Annotated in this window: 15 protein-coding genes; 12 read left to right on the top strand and 3 right to left on the bottom strand. The window is 61.6% G+C overall.

What is annotated here, in order from left to right; translation table 11 throughout:
* Positions 1-5 precede the first annotated feature (5 nt).
* The 6 genes from gcvP (at position 6) to WF331_RS11900 (ending at position 7,340) form a co-directional block, all read left to right on the top strand.
* Positions 6-2,876, top strand: coding sequence for an aminomethyl-transferring glycine dehydrogenase (gene gcvP, locus WF331_RS11925; protein ID WP_340622948.1), 2,871 nt, complete (start codon positions 6-8; stop codon positions 2,874-2,876).
* A 63-nt stretch (positions 2,877-2,939) separates the two neighbouring features.
* Entirely contained in the window at positions 2,940-4,196 is a 1,257-nt protein-coding gene (gene glyA / locus WF331_RS11920) for a serine hydroxymethyltransferase (RefSeq protein WP_340622947.1), read from the top strand.
* A 166-nt stretch (positions 4,197-4,362) separates the two neighbouring features.
* Entirely contained in the window at positions 4,363-5,355 is a 993-nt protein-coding gene (gene lipA / locus WF331_RS11915) for a lipoyl synthase (protein ID WP_016500188.1), read from the top strand.
* Positions 5,356-5,583: 228 nt separating this feature from the next.
* A complete protein-coding gene (locus WF331_RS11910; protein ID WP_016486219.1) occupies positions 5,584-5,724 on the top strand; it encodes a hypothetical protein in 141 nt (46 codons plus the stop codon).
* An 88-nt stretch (positions 5,725-5,812) separates the two neighbouring features.
* Positions 5,813-6,319, top strand: coding sequence for a peroxiredoxin (locus WF331_RS11905; RefSeq protein ID WP_061203913.1), 507 nt, complete (start codon positions 5,813-5,815; stop codon positions 6,317-6,319).
* A gap of 82 nt (positions 6,320-6,401) precedes the next feature.
* On the top strand, positions 6,402-7,340 hold the full coding sequence (locus WF331_RS11900) for a LysR family transcriptional regulator (protein WP_016500186.1): 939 nt from the start codon (positions 6,402-6,404) through the stop codon (positions 7,338-7,340).
* Here the strand turns inward: WF331_RS11900 and WF331_RS11895 are convergent.
* The gene (locus WF331_RS11895) at positions 7,317-8,447 is read right to left on the bottom strand and encodes a porin (protein WP_340622946.1); all 1,131 of its coding nucleotides are present in this window, start codon (positions 8,445-8,447) and stop codon (positions 7,317-7,319) included. The genes WF331_RS11900 and WF331_RS11895 overlap by 24 nt on opposite strands.
* A 372-nt stretch (positions 8,448-8,819) precedes the next feature.
* On the opposite strand from WF331_RS11895, the gene WF331_RS11890 reads away from it, so the two are divergent.
* A complete protein-coding gene (locus WF331_RS11890; protein WP_340622945.1) occupies positions 8,820-10,121 on the top strand; it encodes an MFS transporter in 1,302 nt (433 codons plus the stop codon).
* A 16-nt stretch (positions 10,122-10,137) separates the two neighbouring features.
* Positions 10,138-11,322 carry a M20 aminoacylase family protein gene (locus WF331_RS11885; RefSeq protein ID WP_431357568.1) on the top strand — a complete coding sequence of 395 codons (1,185 nt, stop codon included), beginning with the start codon at positions 10,138-10,140 and terminating at the stop codon, positions 11,320-11,322.
* A gap of 217 nt (positions 11,323-11,539) precedes the next feature.
* Here the strand turns inward: WF331_RS11885 and WF331_RS11880 are convergent, their stop codons facing one another.
* A complete protein-coding gene (locus WF331_RS11880; RefSeq protein ID WP_016500182.1) occupies positions 11,540-12,376 on the bottom strand; it encodes an AraC family ligand binding domain-containing protein in 837 nt (278 codons plus the stop codon).
* Positions 12,377-13,024: 648 nt separating this feature from the next.
* Between WF331_RS11880 and betT the strand changes: the two genes are divergently transcribed.
* Both betT and WF331_RS11870 read left to right on the top strand, forming a co-directional pair.
* Positions 13,025-15,250 (top strand): choline BCCT transporter BetT, encoded by a 2,226-nt coding sequence (betT, locus tag WF331_RS11875; RefSeq protein WP_284397667.1) that lies wholly within the window; start codon positions 13,025-13,027, stop codon positions 15,248-15,250.
* Positions 15,251-15,483: 233 nt separating this feature from the next.
* Entirely contained in the window at positions 15,484-16,401 is a 918-nt protein-coding gene (locus tag WF331_RS11870; protein ID WP_016500154.1) for a LysR substrate-binding domain-containing protein, read from the top strand.
* A 70-nt stretch (positions 16,402-16,471) separates the two neighbouring features.
* Here WF331_RS11870 and WF331_RS11865 read toward each other — a convergent pair whose 3' ends face one another.
* Positions 16,472-16,960, bottom strand: coding sequence for a (R)-mandelonitrile lyase (locus tag WF331_RS11865; protein WP_016500153.1), 489 nt, complete (start codon positions 16,958-16,960; stop codon positions 16,472-16,474).
* 269 nt (positions 16,961-17,229) lie between these two features.
* Here WF331_RS11865 and WF331_RS11860 point away from each other — a divergent pair, with 269 nt between their 5' ends.
* Positions 17,230-17,994, top strand: a complete 765-nt coding sequence (locus tag WF331_RS11860) for an SDR family NAD(P)-dependent oxidoreductase (RefSeq protein WP_016500152.1) — start codon at positions 17,230-17,232, stop codon at positions 17,992-17,994.
* Between the two features lie 48 nt (positions 17,995-18,042).
* Entirely contained in the window at positions 18,043-20,415 is a 2,373-nt protein-coding gene (locus WF331_RS11855) for a membrane-bound PQQ-dependent dehydrogenase, glucose/quinate/shikimate family (RefSeq protein ID WP_197538700.1), read from the top strand.
* The last annotated feature ends 23 nt before the right edge of the window (positions 20,416-20,438 follow it).

Below are 20,438 nucleotides of genomic sequence, written 5' to 3'. Positions count from 1 at the left end.
CCGCCATGAACAACCCCTGTATCCCGCTGGGCACGCTTGATGAATTTGTCGCCCGTCACATTGGCCCGCGCGAAGACGACATCGAGGCCATGCTGGCGCTGACCGGCCATGATTCGCTCGATGCGCTGGTCGACAGCGTCATCCCCGCCAGTATAAAAGGCAGCAGTGTGCTCACGCTGACCCCGGGGCAGGGCGAGGCAGAGGCGCTGACCGCACTCAAGGGGATTGCCGCGAACAACCAGCTGTATAGCAACCACATCGGCCAGGGCTATTACCCTTGCCATACGCCGGCCCCGATCCTGCGCAACCTGCTGGAGAACCCGGCATGGTACACCGCGTACACCCCGTACCAGCCGGAAATTTCCCAAGGCCGCCTGGAAGCACTGCTGAACTTCCAGACCCTGGTCAGCGACCTGACCGGTATGGAAATCGCCAACGCCTCGTTGCTCGATGAAGCCACCGCTGCCGCCGAGGCCATGACCTTCTGCAAGCGCCTGGCGAAGAACAAAGCCCCGGCGTTCTTCGCTTCCCGCGATTGCCACCCGCAAACCCTCGATGTGTTGCTTACCCGTGCGCGGCCACTGGGTATCGAGGTGGTCATCGGTGATGAGGCGGCGCTGGAGGGCCAGCCCCTGGACGGCTATTTCGGCCTGCTGTTGCAGTACCCGGCCAGTACCGGTGCACTTGTCGATCACCGGGCCTTGGTGCAACGCGCCCATGCAGCGGGCGCGCTGGTTTCGGTATCCGCAGACCTGCTGGCCCTGACTTTGCTGGCGCCCCCGGGGGAGTGGGGCGCAGACGTGGTCATCGGCAGCGCCCAGCGCTTTGGTGTGCCACTGGGTTTCGGCGGCCCGCACGCGGCATACTTCGCCACCCGCGATGTGTTCAAGCGCGACATGCCCGGCCGCCTGGTCGGCGTGTCCATCGACCGCTTCGGCAAACCGGCCTTGCGCCTGGCCATGCAGACGCGCGAGCAACATATCCGCCGCGAGAAAGCTACCAGCAACATCTGCACCGCCCAAGTGCTGCTGGCCAACATCGCCAGCATGTATGCGGTTTACCACGGTCCGCAAGGCCTGGCACAGATCGCCCGGCGAGTGCATCGCCTGACGGCGATCCTGGTGCAGGGGTTGCGCCAGCTTGGGCATCATGTCGAACAGGCGCACTTCTTCGACACCGTCAGCGTGGTAACCGCCAGGCCGTTGGCCGATGTGCTGGCGGCGGCCAACGCTGCCCGGCTGAACCTGCGCCTGATCGACGACTTACGGGTTGGCGTCGCGCTGGATGAAACCTGCGAGCAGGGGAGCGTCGAGGCCTTGTGGCAGGTGTTCGCGGGCGCCGGGCAGGCGCTTCCGGACTTCGCCGCTTTGGCTGCCGACGGTGCCGATTGCCTGCCGTCGGTGCTGCTGCGTGACACGCATTACCTGCAGCACCCGGTGTTCAACCGTTACCACTCTGAAACCGAGTTGATGCGCTACCTGCGTCGCCTGGGCGACAAGGACCTGGCCCTGGACCGCAGCATGATCGCCCTGGGCTCGTGCACCATGAAGCTCAACGCTGCCAGCGAGATGACCCCGATCACCTGGCCCGAGTTCGGCGCCCTCCACCCGTTCGCCCCGGCCAGCCAGTCGCTGGGCTACCGCCAACTGACCGATGAGCTGGAGGCCATGCTGTGTGCGGCCACCGGGTATGACGCCATGTCGTTGCAGCCCAACGCCGGGTCCCAGGGCGAGTACGCCGGCCTGCTGGCCATACGCGCCTACCACGCCAGCCGTGGCGAGGCCGGGCGTGATGTGTGCCTGATCCCGTCGTCGGCCCATGGCACCAACCCGGCCACGGCGCAGATGGCCGGCATGCAGGTGGTGGTGGTCAACTGCGATGAGCGCGGCAATGTCGATGTGGCCGACCTGCAGCACAAGGCAGAGCAACACAAGGCCAGGCTGGCGGCCCTGATGATTACCTACCCTTCGACCCACGGTGTGTTCGAAGACGGCATCACGCGAATCTGCGACATCATTCATGCGTGTGGCGGCCAGGTGTACCTGGACGGCGCCAACATGAACGCCATGGTCGGGTTGTGTGCGCCCGGCAAGTTCGGTGGCGATGTGTCGCACCTGAACCTGCACAAGACCTTCTGCATTCCCCACGGCGGTGGTGGCCCTGGGGTCGGCCCGATCGGCGTCAAGGCGCACCTGGCGCCGTTTCTGCCGGGGCACGGCCACCTGCCCAAGCAGCAGGGGGCGGTAAGTGCAGCTCCGTATGGCAGTGCAAGTATCTTGCCGATCACCTGGATGTACATCCGCATGATGGGCGGGGCAGGGCTCAAGCGTGCCTCGCAGCTGGCGATCCTCAGTGCCAACTACATTGCCCGGCGCCTGGAAGAGCACTACCCGGTGCTGTACACCGGCGAGAACGGCCTGGTGGCCCACGAGTGCATTCTTGACCTGCGCCCGCTCAAGGACAGCAGCGGCATTGGCGTGGAGGATGTGGCAAAACGGCTGATCGACTTTGGCTTCCATGCCCCGACCATGTCCTTCCCGGTGGCCGGCACGCTGATGGTCGAGCCGACCGAGAGCGAGTCCAAGGAGGAACTGGACCGCTTCTGCGCCGCGATGATCTGCATCCGCGAAGAAATTCGCGCGGTGGAAAACGGCACCCTGGACGCGCTCGACAACCCGTTGAAGAACGCCCCGCACACTGCCAGCGAACTGGTCGGTGAATGGGCCCACAGCTATAGCCGGGAACTGGCGGTGTACCCGCTTGCCGACCTGCGCGAGAGCAAGTACTGGCCGCCGGTCGGGCGCGTGGACAACGTTTACGGCGACCGCAACCTGGCCTGCGCCTGCCCGCCGCTGTCGAGCTATCAAGACGCCTGACCCTGCTGGCCCGGAGCCGCTCCGGGCCCTATTTGCCCACCAGACAATCAAGGAATCACAGCCATGTTCCATAAAAGCCTGACTCTGTCCGATTTCGACCCTGCGCTGTCCGAGGCCATCCGCCGCGAAGTGCAACGCCAGGAAGACCACATCGAGCTGATCGCTTCGGAAAACTACACCAGCCCGCAGGTGATGCAGGCCCAAGGTACCGAACTGACCAACAAGTACGCCGAAGGCTACCCCGGCAAGCGTTATTACGGCGGCTGCGAGCATGTCGACGTGGTCGAGCAGTTGGCCATCGACCGTGCAAAACAACTGTTCGGGGCGGGTTATGCCAACGTCCAGCCGCATTCCGGCTCCCAGGCCAACGCTGCGGTCTACCTGGCCTTGCTGCAAGCCGGCGACACCCTGTTGGGCATGAGCCTGGCGCATGGCGGCCACCTGACCCACGGTGCCCAGGTGTCGTCCTCGGGCAAGCTGTACAACGCGGTGCAATATGGCATCGACGCCAACGGCCTGATCGACTACGACGAAGTCGAGCGCCTGGCCGTCGAGCACCAGCCGAAGATGATCGTGGCGGGCTTCTCGGCCTATTCGAAAACCCTCGACTTCCCGCGTTTTCGGCAGATCGCCGACAAGGTCGGGGCCTACCTGTTCGTCGACATGGCCCACGTCGCCGGGCTGGTAGCGGCGGGGCTGTACCCCAACCCGCTGCCGTATGCCGATGTGGTCACCACCACCACCCACAAGACCCTGCGCGGGCCCCGTGGTGGCCTGATTCTGGCCAAGGCGGACCCGGAGCTTGAGAAAAAGCTCAATTCGGCAGTGTTCCCGGGCGGGCAGGGCGGGCCGCTGATGCACGTGATCGCGGCCAAGGCGGTGTGCTTCAAGGAGGCTTTGGAGCCTGGCTTCAAGGACTACCAGCGCCAGGTCATCAGCAACGCCCAGGCCATGGCACAGGTGTTCATGCAGCGGGGCTTCGACGTGGTTTCAGGCGGCACCGACAACCATCTGTTCCTGGTCAGCCTGATCCGCCAGGGCATTACCGGCAAGGACGCCGATGCTGCCCTGGGGCGTGCGCACATCACGGTGAACAAGAACGCCGTGCCCAACGACCCGCAGTCGCCGTTCGTGACCTCGGGCCTGCGCATTGGCACCCCGGCGGTGACGACCCGTGGCTTCAAGGAAGCGCAGTGCCGTGCCCTGGCAAGCTGGATCTGCGACATTCTCGACCACCTCGGTGATGCTGACGTCGAAGCCCATGTGGCGGGCCAGGTCTCTGAGTTGTGCAAGCTGTTCCCGGTATATCCGGCCTCGTAAATGGGGCCGCTCTGCGGCCCTTCGCGGGCTTGCCCGCTCCCACAGGAGTTGCGCTATACCTGAGTCCAGTGCCGCACCTGTGGGAGCGGGCAAGCCCGCGAAGGGCTGCAAAGCAGCCCCGCTGTGATGCTGTCGGTCAATATCAGCCCAGAGCCAGGAGCCAGCCGTGCCAACCGAACAACTGCAACACACACCACCGCGACCGCAGCCTGTGCAGGCCGGGGTGAAACTGCGCGGCGCCGAAAAGGTGGCGCGTATCCCGGTTAAAATCCTGCCCACCGAGGATGTGCCTCGCAAGCCCGACTGGATTCGCGTGGCCATCCCTACCACACCCGAGGTAGCGCGGGTAAAGGCCCTGCTGCGCAAGCACAAGCTGCACAGCGTGTGCGAGGAAGCCGCCTGCCCGAACCTGGGGGAGTGCTTCTCTGGCGGCACGGCGACGTTCATGATCATGGGCGACATCTGCACCCGGCGGTGCCCGTTCTGCGACGTCGGCCATGGTCGGCCCAGGCCGCTGGACGTCGACGAGCCGAAGAACCTGGCCATCGCCATCGCCGACCTGGGCCTGAAGTACGTGGTGATCACTTCGGTGGACCGGGACGACCTGCGCGATGGCGGCGCCGGGCATTTTGCCGATTGCCTGCGCGAGATCCGCAGGCTGTCGCCGGGCATTCAGCTGGAAACCCTGGTGCCCGATTACCGCGGGCGCATGGAGGTGGCCCTGGCCATCACCGGGAAAGAACCGCCAGACGTGTTCAACCACAACCTCGAAACCGTGCCGCGCCTGTACAAGGCGGCCCGGCCGGGCTCGGATTTCGAGTGGTCGCTGGACCTGCTGGAGCGCTTCAAGCACCAGGTACCGAAGGTGCCGACCAAGTCCGGGCTGATGCTCGGCCTGGGCGAAACCGATGAAGAAGTGATCGAAGTGATGCAGCGCATGCGCGAGCATCAGGTCGACATGCTGACGTTGGGGCAGTACTTGCAGCCTTCACGCAGCCACCTGCCGGTGCAGCGCTTCGTGCACCCGGACACCTTTGCCTGGTTTGCCGAGCAGGGCTTGGCAATGGGGTTCAGAAACGTGGCGTCCGGGCCATTGGTGCGTTCGTCCTACCATGCTGACCAGCAGGTGCAGTTAGCGGAACGCGTCGTTGCCGGTTGAGCGTTGTGCCCTGATCGCGCTTTGAAAAAGGCAGGGAGTTCAAAGTTGGCATGAAAATCTCATGTACAGCGCTTGGCATACGATTTTCGTAACCTTGCGTTCACCCTCCATGGACAAAAACAACAGGGGGCTTACATGAGTTGTCTGATTTGCGCAGGGCAGGCGCAATCCGTTGAATGCACCCATGGATGGGAAGAGCGGCATTGCTCCCAGTGTGGATGTTACCGAATGTCACAAGCGCTCATCCTGGTGATGATGGAAGAGGGGCAGATTTTCGATACGGCGCGCATGCGGGAATGGCTGGCGGCTCGGCGTGTGCTGGTGCCCGTTCCTTCCATCGACCATACCCAGGCGATATTGGCGCGTTGAACGGACGTTGCGGCGGGCATGGTGTACCTGGCCTGGTGGACTGCGGCATCATAACGTGCCCGGCCATCAACGCACCCAGGAGACCACGATGATCAACACTGGCGATCTACTGCCCGACGTTACGCTGTACGAGTACAACAATGACGAGGGCGCCTGCGCGATCGGCCCCAATGCCTTTTCCGTTCACGAGCGCTGCAAGCAGAAAAAAGTGGTTGTGTTCGGTTTGCCCGGCGCGTTCACGCCTACCTGCTCCGAACGCCACGTCCCGGGTTATGTCGCTGAGGCACAAGCGTTGTTTGCCGCGGGCGTTGACGAGATTCTCTGTGTGTCCGTGAACGATGCCTTTGTCATGAATGCCTGGGGCAACAGCCTGCAGGTGGGCGAAACGGTGAGGATGATCGGCGATGGTAACGGCGAATTCAGCGACGCACTGGGCCTGATCCAGGACCTGTCGGCGCGTGGGTTGGGGCGCCGTTCGCTGCGTTACGCCATGGTGGTCGACAACCTGGTTGTCAAACACATCGCTGTCGAAGCGCCTGGCAAGTTCGAGGTCAGTGATGCGGCGAGCGTGCTGGCCACGTTGCATCACGTTTAGCCGCCAGGCCTTTCAGTCAGGGCCTGTCAGGGTCGCCAAAGCCTATTTCAAACCGACCCGATAACAACAAGGGAAAAGACGGTTGAAACTGCATCAACTCAAGGCGCTGGTCGCCATCCACAACGCAGGCAGCATCCTTGAAGCTTCCAAGCTCATGCACATTACCCAGCCTGCGCTGAGCCGTTCGATCAAGGACCTGGAACGGGAGGTCGGCTTCAGCCTGTTGCAGCGCTCGCACAAAGGCATGGCCCTTACCGAGGAAGGCAAGCGCGTCATTCGCCACGCCAACCTCGTGGTGGAGAGCATTCGTCGCCTGCAGATCGAAGCGGCAAGCATTCAGGATGCCGCGCTGGGCGCTGTGTCGATCGGGGTCACATCGCTGACAGCGATGCTCGATGGTGTCGATGAGAGCATCCTGGCGTTCCGGCGCAAGTACCCGCGAGTGAAGATCACCATCACCGACTTGCGCCCCAGCCAGATCCTGCAACGCCTGCGCGACGGCAGCCTGGACTTTGCCATTACCTCGCAGCAACCGCTGAGCCGGCTGAGCCTGGACTGGGAGGCGCTGGGCAGTATCAAGGGCAGGGTGATTTGCCACGCGTCCAACGCACAAAAGTTTTCCAAGTCGCTGCGCACCTTGCAGTACGGCCACTGGATCAGCCTGGACGAGCTGTCCGACCAGGCCTCGCAGTTTCACCAGCTGTTCGAGGTCAACGGCCTTCAGGTGCCGCAGAACACCATTGAGTGCACCTCGGTGATGATGGCGCTCAAGCTGCTGAAGAACACCGAATCGTTGATGACCATCAGCGAGCTGGCGGTGGACCGGGGGTTCACCTTTGGCGTGGATTGCGAGTACGTGGCCATGGCCGTGCAGGAACTGATTCCGGACTACCCCATCAACCTGGTCTGTATCGACCGCCACAGCCTTACGGCGCCTGCCCAGGAGCTGTTCCACAGCTTGCGCGGGCAGGTACTCAGGCAAACACGCCCAGTGGCGTCAGAAGTGGTAGTACATGCCTAGCGACACGTTGCCAGGGTTGTCGCCAACCTGATCCACCGGGGTGCCTGCGTAGGTGACGGACGACGCACGCTGGTTGGCAATCAGGCCGAGCCGTCCGTAGACGGCCCAGCGTGGGTTGATGAAATGGTCATAGCCGATCATCACCCCTGCTGCGTCCTTGTCGCGGGCGGTGACCTCGCGTTGCATCACGGCCAGGCGCAGCACATCCCGCTCGCCGACTGGCGCCATCACCCCGAAGGTGTACAGCGTGGTACTGGGCGTGCCGGCCTGGTCTACGTCCTGGCGTTGCCAGGTCAGGCTGGTGGCCAGTGGGCCGAAATCGTAGAACGCCGACAGGCTTTTGTAGTAGTTGGCGGTCTGATGTGAAGTGCCAGCGTCGTCCCAGGGGTCGCTGTAATACAGGTTGTAGGAGGCCAGCAGCATCACCCGGCTGTTGCGGTATTGCAGCCTGGCGCCGCCGCCACGCACGGTGCGCCCCTGGCTGGCGGCATCGTCGAAGCCGAAGCTTAGCGCGGTGCCGATGCTGAAGCCGTTCAGGTTCGGGCTGGTGTAGGCCAGGGTGTGCTTGGGGCGCAGGTCCAGGTAAAAAGCGCCCTTGCCGGCGGCCGGCAGGGCCAGGTAGGTGTAGGGTGAGCCGTAGGTGGCCAGGAACGGGTCGGCGTAGGTGGGCGTGCCCATGCTGTAGGTCTTGCCGAACTCAAGCTTGCCCAGGGTGCGCGAGCGCAGGGCGACCGTTGCCAGGCGCAGGGTACCAATGGTGTCCCAGGTGCCCTCCAGGGCTTTGCCATTCACGTTGAAGCCTTCCTCGACGTCGAGTTCCAGCACGGTGTCGGGGTTCAGCCCCTTGCGGGCATACAGCCCGACCTTGTTGGTCCAGGCGCCACCGCCGGCCAGGCGAAAGCCCGAGTGGTGCTGCGAGTCGTGATAGCTGGCGAATGCATCCACGGTGCCGTAGACCTTGAGCTTGTCATCGAAACCGTTATCCACCCCGTAATAACCAAAACCCGGCGCAATCCGGCCGAGCGTCGGAAAGCCCTCGGCCTGTGCCTGCGCGGCAAGGCATGCCCCTTGGATCATCAACAGCAACGACGTAGTGCGAGTGTTCATTCACGACTCCAGGCCAGCACAGTGATGTGGTGTCTGTAGCGTCGATGAACAGCACGTTGCAGCGTGATTGCTTATTCGGCCATGTCATGCCGTTTGGTTAATCAAGGCCCTGCGGGGCGTTACGGTTGGCGAGAAGGTCTGCGCTAGACAGGCTTGGAGCACGCGCGAGGCCGCGCTTGCTGCCCGCTTGAGTGAGCACTAACGGGGCAGCGCGCAGAGGCAAGGCAATCTGTGCGCCAGTTCAGGGCAAATTGGTCAGCGACCGGTCCGGTCAATTAACCAATGGTTAGCCACATGCCTAAACTGCAAGTGTGTTGGGTGCCCGATTGGCCGATATTCGCTGCACGCCGCGAATTGCCATCGGAGATAACAATGACTAGACCGCTACCCGCACCGCCCCTCATGCAGACGGGCGCGCATTCAGCCGCGCAGGCATCTTCCTCACGTAAAACCTTGATTGCCTGCTCGCTGGGCAATGCACTGGAAATGTACGACTTCACGATCTACAGCTTTTTTGCTGTGCTGATCGGCAAGCATTTCTTCCCCTCCGAGTCGGCGATGGCTTCGTTGCTGATGTCGCTGGCCACCTTCGGTGTCGGTTTCCTGATGCGCCCGGTGGGGGCGATGGTCATCGGTCGCTATGCCGACCGGCGCGGGCGCAAGGCGGCATTGAGCCTGACCATCGGGCTGATGACCTTGGGTACTGTGCTGATCGCATTTGCGCCCACCTATTCGCAGATCGGCATTTTCGCGACCCTGTTGCTGGTGGCTGGCCGGCTCATCCAGGGCATGTCGGCCGGCGGGGAGGTGGGTACTGCCTCGGTGTTCCTGATGGAGTCCAGTGCGGTTGGCAACCGTTGCCAGAACGTCAGCTGGCAGGCCGCCAGCCAGGGATACGCCGCATTGCTGGGGGCCGGCTTTGGCTTTGCCCTCAGCCAGTTGCTCGACCCCGCGGCCCTGGAAAGCTGGGGGTGGCGGGTACCGTTCATGTTCGGCCTGCTGATCGGCCCGGTCGGTTGGTACATTCGCACGCGTTTGCCAGAAACCCATGAGGCCGCACCGGCGCACAAGGCCGACCAGGTGCTGGACGCCGAGCTGCTCAAACGTATCGCCCAGGGTATCGGCCTGATGGCCAGCTCGACCATCGGCATGTACCTGTTCGTGTTCTACATGCCCACTTACCTGACCACGGCCTTGCATTACCCGGCCGGCAGCGCTATGGCGATTGCCTGTATCAGCAGCGGCTGCATGGCGGTCATCTGCCCGTTGGCGGGCAAGTTTGCCGACAAGTACCAGCTGCGCAAGCGCCTGCTGGGGTGGACGGTTGCCATGCCGGTGGTGCTGACCCTGCCGGTGTTCTACCTGCTTGGGCAGGTGCAGCACATGGGCCTGGCCATGATGTGCGTGGCGGTCCTGATCCTGCCTACCTGCATCGGTGCCGGTGCGTTCTTTGCGCTGATGATGGAGGGCTTCCCGAAAGCGCGGCGCTCGTTTGGCACTTCGGTCAGCTACAGCCTGGGCGTGACGATTTTCGGTGGGTTCTCGCCGCTGGTGGCGACCTGGCTGATTGCTGCGCTCGGCACCCCGATGGCGCCGGCCTACTTCCTGTTGGCCGGCGGCGTTGTCAGCCTGGCCTGTCTCAAATACTTCCCCGAAAACAAAGGATGCGAATGACATGGGCACTTTGAACATGACTACTTTCCCGAGCAACCAAACTCAGGCCCCGGTGGCTGAACTGGATGAGTTCGTCGTGATTCGCCGGCAGATTCATGCCGCGCCGGAGCTTGGCGGCGACACCCCGGACACGGCGGCGTTGGTGGCCGACAAGCTGCAGGCCTGGGGTTATGAAGTGCATCGCAACGTAGGCGGGCATGGGGTGGTCGGCGTATTGAAAGCAGGGGACAGCCCACGCAGCATCGGCCTGCGGGCAGACATGGACGCATTGCCCATGAGCGAGAAAAACCCCTTCGCGCATGCCAGCAAGATCCCCGGCCGCATGCATGCCTGTGGCCATGACGGGCATACCGCGATCCTGCTGGCAGCCGCTGCGCAACTGGCAGCCACGCGCAGCTTCAACGGCACGTTGAACGTGATCTTCCAGCCGGACGAAGAGGGCCTGGCCGGGGCCAAGGCGATGATCGACGACGGCCTGTTCGAGCGCTTCCCGTGTGACTCGGTGTATGCGCTGCACAACATGCCCGGCATGCCGGTGGGCACCTGTGTGGTGCAGGCCGGCCCGACCATGGCGTCCTCCGAACGGGTCAGCATTCGTATCACCGGTAAAGGCGGGCACGGGGCGATGCCGGAACTGTCGGTAGACCCGGTGATGGCGTTGAACAGCCTGATCAGTGGCATCCAGACCATCAAGTCGCGCAACCTGAGCGTCGAGGACTATGCCGTTATCAGCATCGGCATGATCCAGGCCGGTACCGTCTACAACATCATTCCTGACGAGGCGAGCATGCTACTGAGCGTGCGCACAGACACGGCCGAGACCCAGCAGAAGATCAACAGCCGCATCGACGCACTAGCCAGGGGGCACGCCGAAAGCTTTGGCGTGGAGATCGAGGTGCAAATCACCCAACTGGCGCCAGCGTTGTGCAACAGCGATCACGAAAGCGCGTTGCTGCGGGAAAGCCTGCGGCCGTTGTTCGCCGATGGGGCGATGCTGGACAAGATGCCCAGGAAAGTCATGGGCACCGAAGACTTCGCCTACATGCTGCAGGCACGGCCAGGCTGTTACTTCATGCTGGGCAACGGTACGGGCGAGTTCCATGGTTGCTCGGTGCACAACCCTCATTACGACTTCAACGACGCGTTGGTGAAGATAGGCGCCGATTGTTGGGTGAAGTGGGTGCAGGACTACCTGCGTTGACGCCTGTGCATGGCAGGCCGGCAGCTTTGGCCCCTTGGCCCCGGGGCCATTGACTCTCCCTCCAGGGGCAGGCTTTACCCTGAAGGCTTCATGTTCAGGGTGAAGTGACGTTCAGGCAAGGTCCGGAACTGACAAACCATGGGGCATGAAATGGCCGCCTCTCGACAGGTGTCCGCTTCACGCCCTGATGAGGCTAGCCACTGCTGGCGATGTCGACTCAGATCCAGACGTCATTCAGCGCTGTTCGCTCCCCGCCTTCATGACCGGTGTTCAACACGCCTTGCGGCTCAATCATCATAAGTGTTGTTTCCGTCTCTGCCGCTGTTCTGTGCTCTACACCACGTGGTACGACATACAGTTCGCCCGGCTTCACATGAACGCAGCCCTCGGGGAGATCGATGCGCAAGAGGCCTTCGAGCACTAGAAAAGCTTCATCAGTTTCCGGGTGTGAATGCCAAATGAATTCACCTTCGATGCGTACCACCTTGAACTGGTAGTCGTTCATTTCGGCGACAACCCTTGGGCTCCATTGCTGCTCGATCAGAGAAGCTTTTTGAGTCAGGTTCACAGGTTGTGATGCCAATTGCTGCTGCTTGCTGGACATAGCTGATCCTCTCTTGATTGGAGTGACCAGCCTATCGAACGGAACGCGCACTGTTCTTGTACGATCCTGCAACTCAGCGGACCGTGCGTAAGCGTTCCAGCCAACGCCGCCAGCAATGAAAGGCAACGGTTCTCCCCCGAGAACGTTCTGTATCAGCGACGGGTCGATGTAGGCCATCCGGTAGCGAAAACCCACATCCGTGCCCGCCATGCCGTCATGCACTTCGTCGGGATGCAGCACAAGTGTGTTGCCTGGCACGCCGTGGCACAACGCTCCCTTGTAGTGAAAGCTCTGAACGCCGGCAAGGGTGCGGCCTATCGAATAGGTATCGTGACGATGCGGGTCGTAGCCATGGCCGCCAAACCACGCTTCGATGCGCTCCACACTACCAGGTGTAGTGCTGCGTATGACCCAGTCAGAGGTGGCTGACGGGATTGCTTTTCGCTCCATGGATATGCTCACCGCGAGTGCGCCATCTTGAACGGGAATAGTCCATGCTATTTCAGGATTCCGCGAGCACCCAATCCATTTCCGCTCAATGCCCGTTTCACGCCCTGAGGGAGCCAGTCAATCCAGATCGACTGGCCACATCGTTTTCCGCCGCTTCTGACCGATAGCTGTGGGTGAGCCTTCTATTTGACTGCCTGTATCGTTACAATTCGCGGGTTCCACCAGAACATTCCCCATACGTCGTCCGGCAACAGCGACGACGCCACCCCTGGCGATGCTCCCTGCCCAGGGCTTCCACCCTCAATTGAGCCAAGGCTCAGTTGAAACGCTTGATTGACACTGCGGGGCTGAACTGCGGTGTATCCAGCCGACATGCGTAACACTCTTGTGCTGTCTGCCTTGCGCCCGGCCAACGGAGCCTGGTCCAGAACCGGCAATCCTGCCCCGCACGATCAATGTGGTCGTCATCATCAGGCCCTTTCACGCACTTGCGCTGGCGCCGGGCGAGCCTGCCTTGGGGACTGCTGCCCAAACGCGCATACGCGCGCGTGCAATCGCATGAAACAACCGAATGGATGGAATTCGCTCCTACTGTGAGGCAGGCCTGATCAGGTGGAGTTGAATGAAGTACGCAACAGGAGAAAGCTCATGCCCTTCGTACCTCCCAAGGATCAACACTGCAACGGTAACGATCCGACCACTTCAACGACTGCTGGCCCCTGCGTGAAGTCGATGGCAGCACTCGAGCGCAGCAAATTCGGCGGCACGGCACGCCGCCCTGGCCGACCAGGCGACGCTGACGATCCTCCCGTATCTCGCAGTGACCTCAGCAAAGGTCCCGGCCAATTGGTCGTACATAAGGAGGCGCGCATCAACTGGCGCGTCCTGCTGATCTCGTCAATGGTGATCCTGGTGTTTTCCATTACCACGATCCTCATGCCCGATGCGGCACGCTCGGCGATGAAGCGGACAACCGACTGGATTGCGACGAACCTGGGTTGGTACTACGTGCTGACGATGACCCTGGTCGTCGGCTTCGTGCTGTGGGTGGCGTTATCCAGGGAAGGGGACGTGCGCATCGGCCCTGACCACTCGCGGCCGCAGTACAAGCTGGTGACCTGGGTTGCCATGCTGTTCGCCGCAGGGGTCGGCATAGACATGCTGTTCTATTCGGTCACCGGCCCGGTCGTACAGTACTTGCACCCGCCCAGCGGCGAAGGCGGTACTGCCCAGGCCATGCAGGACGCGGTCATCTGGACCATGTTTCACTATGGCATCGCAGGGTGGGCGATGTATGCCCTGCTGGGAATGGCCATGGGTTATTTCGCCTATCGGTGGGACATGCCGCTGTCGATTCGCGCCGCGCTTTACCCGCTGTTTGGCAAACGCGTACGCGGCCCCTTGGGCGATGGCATCAGTATCATTGCGCTGGTCGGCACCGTGTTTGGAGTCGCCACGTCGATGGGTATAGGTGTGGTATTGCTGAGTGTTGGTTTTTCGCTGATATTCGCCCTGGAACAGGGCCTCTCATTACAGATCGCATTGGTGATGGGTGCTGTGGCGCTTACCATTGCGGCCACCACCTCCGGGGTTGACCGAGGCATCCGCTGGATCGCCGAGTTGAACCTTTGGAGCGCCGTGGCGATGATGCTGTACATCCTGATAACAGGGCAGACGGCGTTCTTGTTGAATGCACTGGTGTCGAACATCGGTCAGTTTCTCGTCACCTTTCCTGCGCGTACATTCCAGACGTTTGCCTACGAGCCCGACGGGGCCGGCTGGATGGGGGGGTGGACGTTGTTTTTCTGGGCCTTCTGGCTGGCCTGGGGGCCATTCGTCGGCGTGTTCCTGGCGCGAATCTCGCGGGGCCGCACCTTGCGTGAATTCGTCCTGGCGGCAGTCACAGCGCCGGTACTGTGCGATTTCATCATTGTCTCGCTGTTCGGCAACAGCGCACTTTTTCAGGTGCTCCAGGGCAACACCGAGTTTGCCACGCTGGCGATGGACAGCCCCGAGCGGGGTTGGTATGCACTGCTTCAGATGTTCCCGGGCTCGACGTTCCTGATTGGACTGGCAACGCTGTCAGGCTTGCTGTTCTACCTCACCAGCGCCAACTCCGGGGCGATGGTGATGTCGAACTTTTCTGCAACGATTCCCGACCCTTCCCAGGACGGCCCGAGCTGGTTGCGGATTTTCTGGGCCTTGCTCACGGCCATGCTCACTGTGGCGATGCTGGTCGCAGGTGGGGTCACGACCATGGAGTATGCAACGCTGATCTTTGCGCTACCGGTGACGGTCATTGCTTATCTGGTGATGGCATCCTTCTACAAGGTATTGCGCATGGAACGTGCCGAACGTGAAGGGCGCGTGCTGCGCCGTCCCTCGATGGCGGCGAGCGGGGGGCATGTACCGGAGCGCTCCTGGAAGCAACGGCTCGAGCACCTGCGGGCGTACCCATCGCTGCACCAGGTCACCCAGTTCCTGGACCGGACAGTCGGGCCAGCGCTGGGCGAAGTCGTCGCTGAATTCCGCCATCAGGGCTATCACGTCACCCGGGAAAACCTGGTCAATACCAGCGGTATCGAGGAACCGCTGCTGCAGGTATCGATGGACGAATTCCGTGACTTCCATTACCACGTCGCTATTGTCGAGGCGCCTGTGCCCATGTTCAGTGGCCGCATGACGCGCGAGATCGATGTCTATTACCGTTTGGAGGTGTTCACCCAGACGGGGTCTGGCGGTTATGACTTGATGGGCCTGACCAAACAGCAGGTCATAGATGATGTGCTCAATCGCTATGAGGCCCACTTGGCGTTCCTTGTTTTCTCCAGCGAGAACGCTACCGCCTCTGTGTTGACACCCAGGCAGTCGTAATGCTGTCCGTGACATTTTTGGCGTGCGCAGCGACCTTCCGTGGGTGACGCACCCAGTGTTCTGGTTCAAACGGGCTTTGCCTGGCTGTTTGGCACAGGTGGCGCTGTGATTGCCCCTAGCGCCTGGCCAGGCCGGCGCTGAGAAATGAGCTTCGAATGAGGGGCCTGTTAACGAAAGCTGCTAATGCTGGTATAGAGACATCCGCGAACCGTCTTTGTCAGCAGGAGCCGCCCATGCAACTCAGCCGTGCCAACCTGGCCGACTTCGTTTACTTTCTGGCTATTGTCCGCCACCAGAGTTTTAACCGGGCAGGCCTTGATGTGGGTATCAGCGCGTCGGCGCTCAGCCATGCAATCAAAGGTCTGGAGACTCGCCTTGGTGTTCGGCTGCTGAATCGAACCACCCGCAGTGTGACGCTGACCGCCGCCGGCGAAGAGTTGCATTCCCTGATCAGTGGGCCTATCGATGAAATCGGCCAGGCGATGGAGGTGCTCAATCGCTACCGCGATGAGCCCACTGGACGCATTCGTTTAAACACCTTGAGCGATGGCGCGGATTTTCTCCTTGGCCCCGTATTACCCCTTTTCAATGACCGTTACCCCGACATCGAAATCGACCTGACGGTCACCAACCGTTTGGTGGATGTGATTGGTGGCGGGCATGACGCAGGCATTCGTTATGGCGGTACGGTGCCGGAAGACATGATCGCCCAGCGCCTGTCGCCGGACATTCGCTGGGTGGTGGCAGGCTCTGCCAACTACCTCCATCGCTTTGGCGAGCCGAAGCATCCGCTCGATTTGCTCAAGCACCGCTGCTTACGGATTCGTCTTGGCAATGACCGGATGTACGACTGGGAATTCGAGAAGGATGGCGAACAGTTGGCCATCGCTGTTCCGGGGGCGATCACCATTGATGAGACGCGCATTGGCGTGTCATTGGTTCGGCACGGCGCTGGCTTGATGTACGCGCCTGAGCCGGTGATCACGCCGCTGGTGGCCTCCGGCGATTTGCTCAGGGTGCTGGATGACTGGTCCAGCGTCGCGCCGGGTTTTCACATGTATTACTCAAGCCACCGGCAACTGCCGGTGGGCTTGCGGTTGTTGATTGACCTGATTCGCGAGGTTCAGCCGTTGGGGCCGATCAGCCCCTGATCAGGCCAGTTCGTGTTTGCTGAAATCAGACACCTCGCGGTTTGGCACTCAGCTTTTGTGCTTCCACACTTCATTCGGCGGCCTCGTATTGCGCTTGGCTGACGGGTTCCAGCCATTCAACGTTCTTGCCGTCGAGAGACTCTTGAATGGCCATATGGGTCATGCCGGTGGTGGCCGTTGCGCCGTGCCAGTGTTTGACACCTGGGGGCGTCCAGATCACATCCCCTGGTTTGATCAACTGCTTCTTACCACCCGCTTGCTGAACCCAGCCTGTGCCGGCGGTCACCACCAAAGCCTGCCCCAGCGGGTGGGTGTGCCACATCGAACGGCCGCCCGGTTGGAAGTTGACGTAACCCGCCGACACCCGAGACGGCGCTCGGGTGGGGAATAGCGGATCAATCCGCGCGCTACCGACAAAACCGCTCGCCGGCCCCTCGATGGAGGGCTGCTCACCATTCTTCACAATCAGCATGGGTTGATCGGGGGCAGGGTGGGCTGCAATGGCCGCATTCGAGATCAGTGCAGTAGCAAGGGCTAACCCGGCGGTGATTTTTGGCATCAGTAAGCTCCTGAGGCGAAGATCATTTCAGTGGGCAACTTAATGCAGCACAAGCGTAGCGACTACTGAGGCCAATCGGCATGAAGTTGTGAGTAACGCTCATCAATTACCCAGATCTGGCGCCCCCATTGATGAGCCTTACTCACTGGAGCATCCTGTTTTCCCTGCCTAGTTCTCAGAAGCTTTCCTGATTAGCCTGCCAACCATAAGAGATGCCGCGGGTCCGGCCTCGCAGTTTTTCGGTGAATTGTGCTAGCGGAGATCTATCCTTGAGCTTTTCCTTTCAAAACCAAGTCGCACTGGTCACCGGTGCAGCATCTGGCATTGGCCTGGCTACCGCCAAGGCATTCGCTGATGCCGGCGCTGCCGTTGCTCTGGCCGACATCAACGGCGCAGCCGCCCAATCGGCGGCTGAAGCGCTGGTCAGCAAGGGCCACAGAGCCATCGGTTTGGGTTGCGATGTCAGCGACCTGGATCAGGTTGAAGCGATGGTTAAAGCCACCGTTGCCGCCTTTGGCCGCTTGGACGCCGCGTTCAACAATGCCGGCATCCAGAACCAGTTAGCCGAAACTGCTGATGCCTCCAGCGAGGATTACGACCGGGTCATGTCGGTGAACTTGCGGGGTGTGTGGGCCTGCATGAAATACCAGTTGCAGCACATGCGTGAGCAAGGCAGCGGCGCCATCGTCAACTGTTCCTCGCTGGGTGGCCTGGTGGGCGGCGCACAACGGGCCAACTACCACGCTGCCAAGCATGGTGTGATCGGCCTGACCAAAAGCGCCGCTCTGGAATACGCCGCCCGGAACATTCGTGTAAACGCCGTGTGTCCCGGCCTGATATGGACCCCCATGGCCGATCAGATGGTGGCCTCGGGGCAGAAAGACGCGCTCGACGGCATGTTGCAACTCATCCCTATGGCCCGCCACGGCCGCCCCGAAGAAATTGCCGATGCCGTGTTGTGGCTGTGCAGTAACTCCTCCAGCTACGTGACAGGGCAGTCCATTTCTGTCGATGGCGGCTTTGTGATGCGATAAGCCACGCCCACTGAACGCCTATTCAAATGGATTCGGAGCCGTAAGCATATGCCACCTGCCGTCACCGCAACTTTACGCTCAGCGATGCTGGTCATCCTTGGCTTGTTCATCCTGTTGGTCGGGCTTGGCATGGCCGTTGGCGGCGCCTACCTGATCAGTTTGGGAGGCTCCTGGTACTTTGCCTTGGCAGGGCTGGGGCTGCTGGTGGCGGGGGTATTGATTGCCCGGCAGCGTTGGCTGGGTGTGGTGCTGTATTTGCTGGTGCTGGCGGGCACGGTGGTGTGGTCGTTGTGGGAAGTCGGTCTTGGGTTCTGGCCGTTGTTTTCCCGCTTGGTACTCTTTGCGGTGTTGGCGGTATTGCTGTTGTTATGTGCTCCGACTAGCCCCAAGGCCAAACGCCCCAGTCTCTGTCTGGCCGCTGTGCTGATTGTCGCCCTGGGCGCAACGTTTTACACGGCACTGCAACCACAGCCGATTCAAACCGCAGATGGCGCCACTGCCCCGGTGCCAGGCGTCGCGGTGGGACGAGTGGACGGCCCTGACTGGCGTTACTTTGGGCGGACGCCTTCCGGCACTCGGCACGCTGCGCTGGAACAGATAACCCCAGACACCGTTGCCGGACTCAAGGTGGCGTGGACCTACCGTACCGGCGAAATTCCCGAGGGCCGCCAAGGTCACGTGGTTACACCTCTGCACGTCAACGGCATACTGTACGGCTGCACCCAATCCAGCAAATTGTTCGCCCTGAATGCCGATACCGGTGAAGAAATCTGGCGTTTCGACCCTAAGGCCGCAACCAACAACGTTTACCCACGTTGCCGTGGTGTGGGCTATTACGACGACGCGGCAAACACTACGGCGAGCAGCGCGCAGAACGCCTCTTCCCTGTGTATGCCTCGGATTATTGCCACCACCGTAGATGCCCGCATCATCGCAGTTGATGCCATGACCGGTGCCCCCTGCACACACTTCGGTGACGGCGGCAGCGTAAGCCTGCGGGTGGGTATGGGTGAGCAAAACCAGGAACTGTATTTCCCCACTGCAGCGCCCACCGTGGTGCGGAATCTGGTGGTGGTAGGCGGGCTGGTATGGGACAACCAGAAAGTCGGCGAGCCTTCGGGTGTGGTTCGGGCATTCGATGCACACACCGGGGCGCTTGTATGGGCCTGGGACCTGGGCAATCCCGCGATCACCCGGTTACCGCCGGAAGGTGGGACTTACTCGGCAGGCACGCCAAACGTCTGGTCGACCCCGGCATTCGATGACGCCTTGGGGCTTATCTATTTGCCAACCGGCAACGCGACGCCCGACTTTTGGGGCGGTCACCGCACGGCGGCAGACGAGCGTTATTCGTCGTCCATCGTGGCGCTGGACATTGCCACCGGGCGCGAGAAGTGGCGCTTCCAAACCGTACGGCACGACATCTGGGATTACGACGTGCCTTCGCAACCGGCGCTCTACGATGTGCCGGACGGGCAGGGTGGGACGATCCCTGCGCTGATTCAAACCACCAAACGCGGCCAGATTTTCATGCTCGACCGTCGCACAGGTACGCCGATTGCCAAGGTTGAAGACCTCGCCGTGCCTCAGGGCGGTGTGGCAGATGACTGGACGGCACCGACACAGCCGTACTCGATCGGCATGCCTTCCATTGGTACCGAGCCGCTTAGCGAACAGCGCATGTGGGGGCTTACTCCGCTCGACCAGTTGATCTGCCGAATCGACTTTCGCCGCTCCCGTTACGAGGGTGAATTCACCCCACCGAGCGAGCAGCTGACCTTGCAGTACCCAAGTTGGCTGGGAGGCATGAACTGGGGCTCGGTAACCATTGCCGAGAACCTGGGTTACCTGGTGGTCAACGACACCCGTGTAGCGACCTGGAGCCGGATGATTCCGCGCCAGGCCTACGACAAGGGCATGAGCAACGGCGGCCATGAAGGCAACGCCCCACAGCTCGGCACCCCGTGGGGCATCGAACAAGGGCGCTTCCTGTCCCCACTCGGTGTGCCGTGCCAACAACCTCCGTATGGAACGATCAGTGCGATTGACTTGGCAACGCGTCAGTTGGTCTGGTCCATGCCGTTGGGAACGGCCGAAGAAACCGGCCCGCTTGGTATCGCCACACACCTGCCCATGCCCGTCGGCATGCCGACCCGTGGCGGGCCGATATCCACTTCCGCCGGCTTGGTGTTCATGGCTGGCACACAGGACTTTGCCATTCGTGCACTGGACGTGCGCACCGGCAAAGAGCTTTGGAAAGGCAAGGTTCCGGTCGGCGCCGAGGCCACACCAATGACATATTTGTCACCCCGTAGTGGTCGCCAGTTTGTGGTGGTCAGCGCTGGTGGCAATTCCGCCACAACTGAAAAGGGTGACTACGTGGTGGCGTTTGCGCTGCCCAAGCCCGAACAACGCGATTAACTAACTCACCACGAGGACAACCG

This window comes from Pseudomonas sp. YNh (assembly GCF_037993085.1).
Taxonomy (GTDB): Bacteria; Pseudomonadota; Gammaproteobacteria; order Pseudomonadales; family Pseudomonadaceae; genus Aquipseudomonas; species Aquipseudomonas putida.
Note: the sequence above shows the minus strand (reverse complement) of the source record. Positions and strands in the feature narration are given on the sequence as shown.

What these genes read in the sequence shown, in the direction of transcription:
- gcvP (WP_340622948.1), top strand. Translation starts at nt 6, where the DNA reads ATGAACAACCCCTGTATCCCGCTGGGCACGCTTGATGAATTTGTCGCC.
- glyA (WP_340622947.1), top strand. Translation starts at nt 2,940, where the DNA reads ATGTTCCATAAAAGCCTGACTCTGTCCGATTTCGACCCTGCGCTGTCC.
- WF331_RS11910 (WP_016486219.1), top strand. Translation starts at nt 5,584, where the DNA reads ATGTCACAAGCGCTCATCCTGGTGATGATGGAAGAGGGGCAGATTTTC.
- WF331_RS11905 (WP_061203913.1), top strand. Translation starts at nt 5,813, where the DNA reads ATGATCAACACTGGCGATCTACTGCCCGACGTTACGCTGTACGAGTAC.
- WF331_RS11895 (WP_340622946.1), bottom strand. Translation starts at nt 8,447, where the DNA reads ATGAACACTCGCACTACGTCGTTGCTGTTGATGATCCAAGGGGCATGC.
- WF331_RS11890 (WP_340622945.1), top strand. Translation starts at nt 8,820, where the DNA reads ATGACTAGACCGCTACCCGCACCGCCCCTCATGCAGACGGGCGCGCAT.
- WF331_RS11885 (WP_431357568.1), top strand. Translation starts at nt 10,138, where the DNA reads ATGACTACTTTCCCGAGCAACCAAACTCAGGCCCCGGTGGCTGAACTG.
- WF331_RS11880 (WP_016500182.1), bottom strand. Translation starts at nt 12,376, where the DNA reads ATGGAGCGAAAAGCAATCCCGTCAGCCACCTCTGACTGGGTCATACGC.
- betT (WP_284397667.1), top strand. Translation starts at nt 13,025, where the DNA reads ATGCCCTTCGTACCTCCCAAGGATCAACACTGCAACGGTAACGATCCG.
- WF331_RS11870 (WP_016500154.1), top strand. Translation starts at nt 15,484, where the DNA reads ATGCAACTCAGCCGTGCCAACCTGGCCGACTTCGTTTACTTTCTGGCT.
- WF331_RS11865 (WP_016500153.1), bottom strand. Translation starts at nt 16,960, where the DNA reads ATGCCAAAAATCACCGCCGGGTTAGCCCTTGCTACTGCACTGATCTCG.
- WF331_RS11855 (WP_197538700.1), top strand. Translation starts at nt 18,043, where the DNA reads ATGCCACCTGCCGTCACCGCAACTTTACGCTCAGCGATGCTGGTCATC.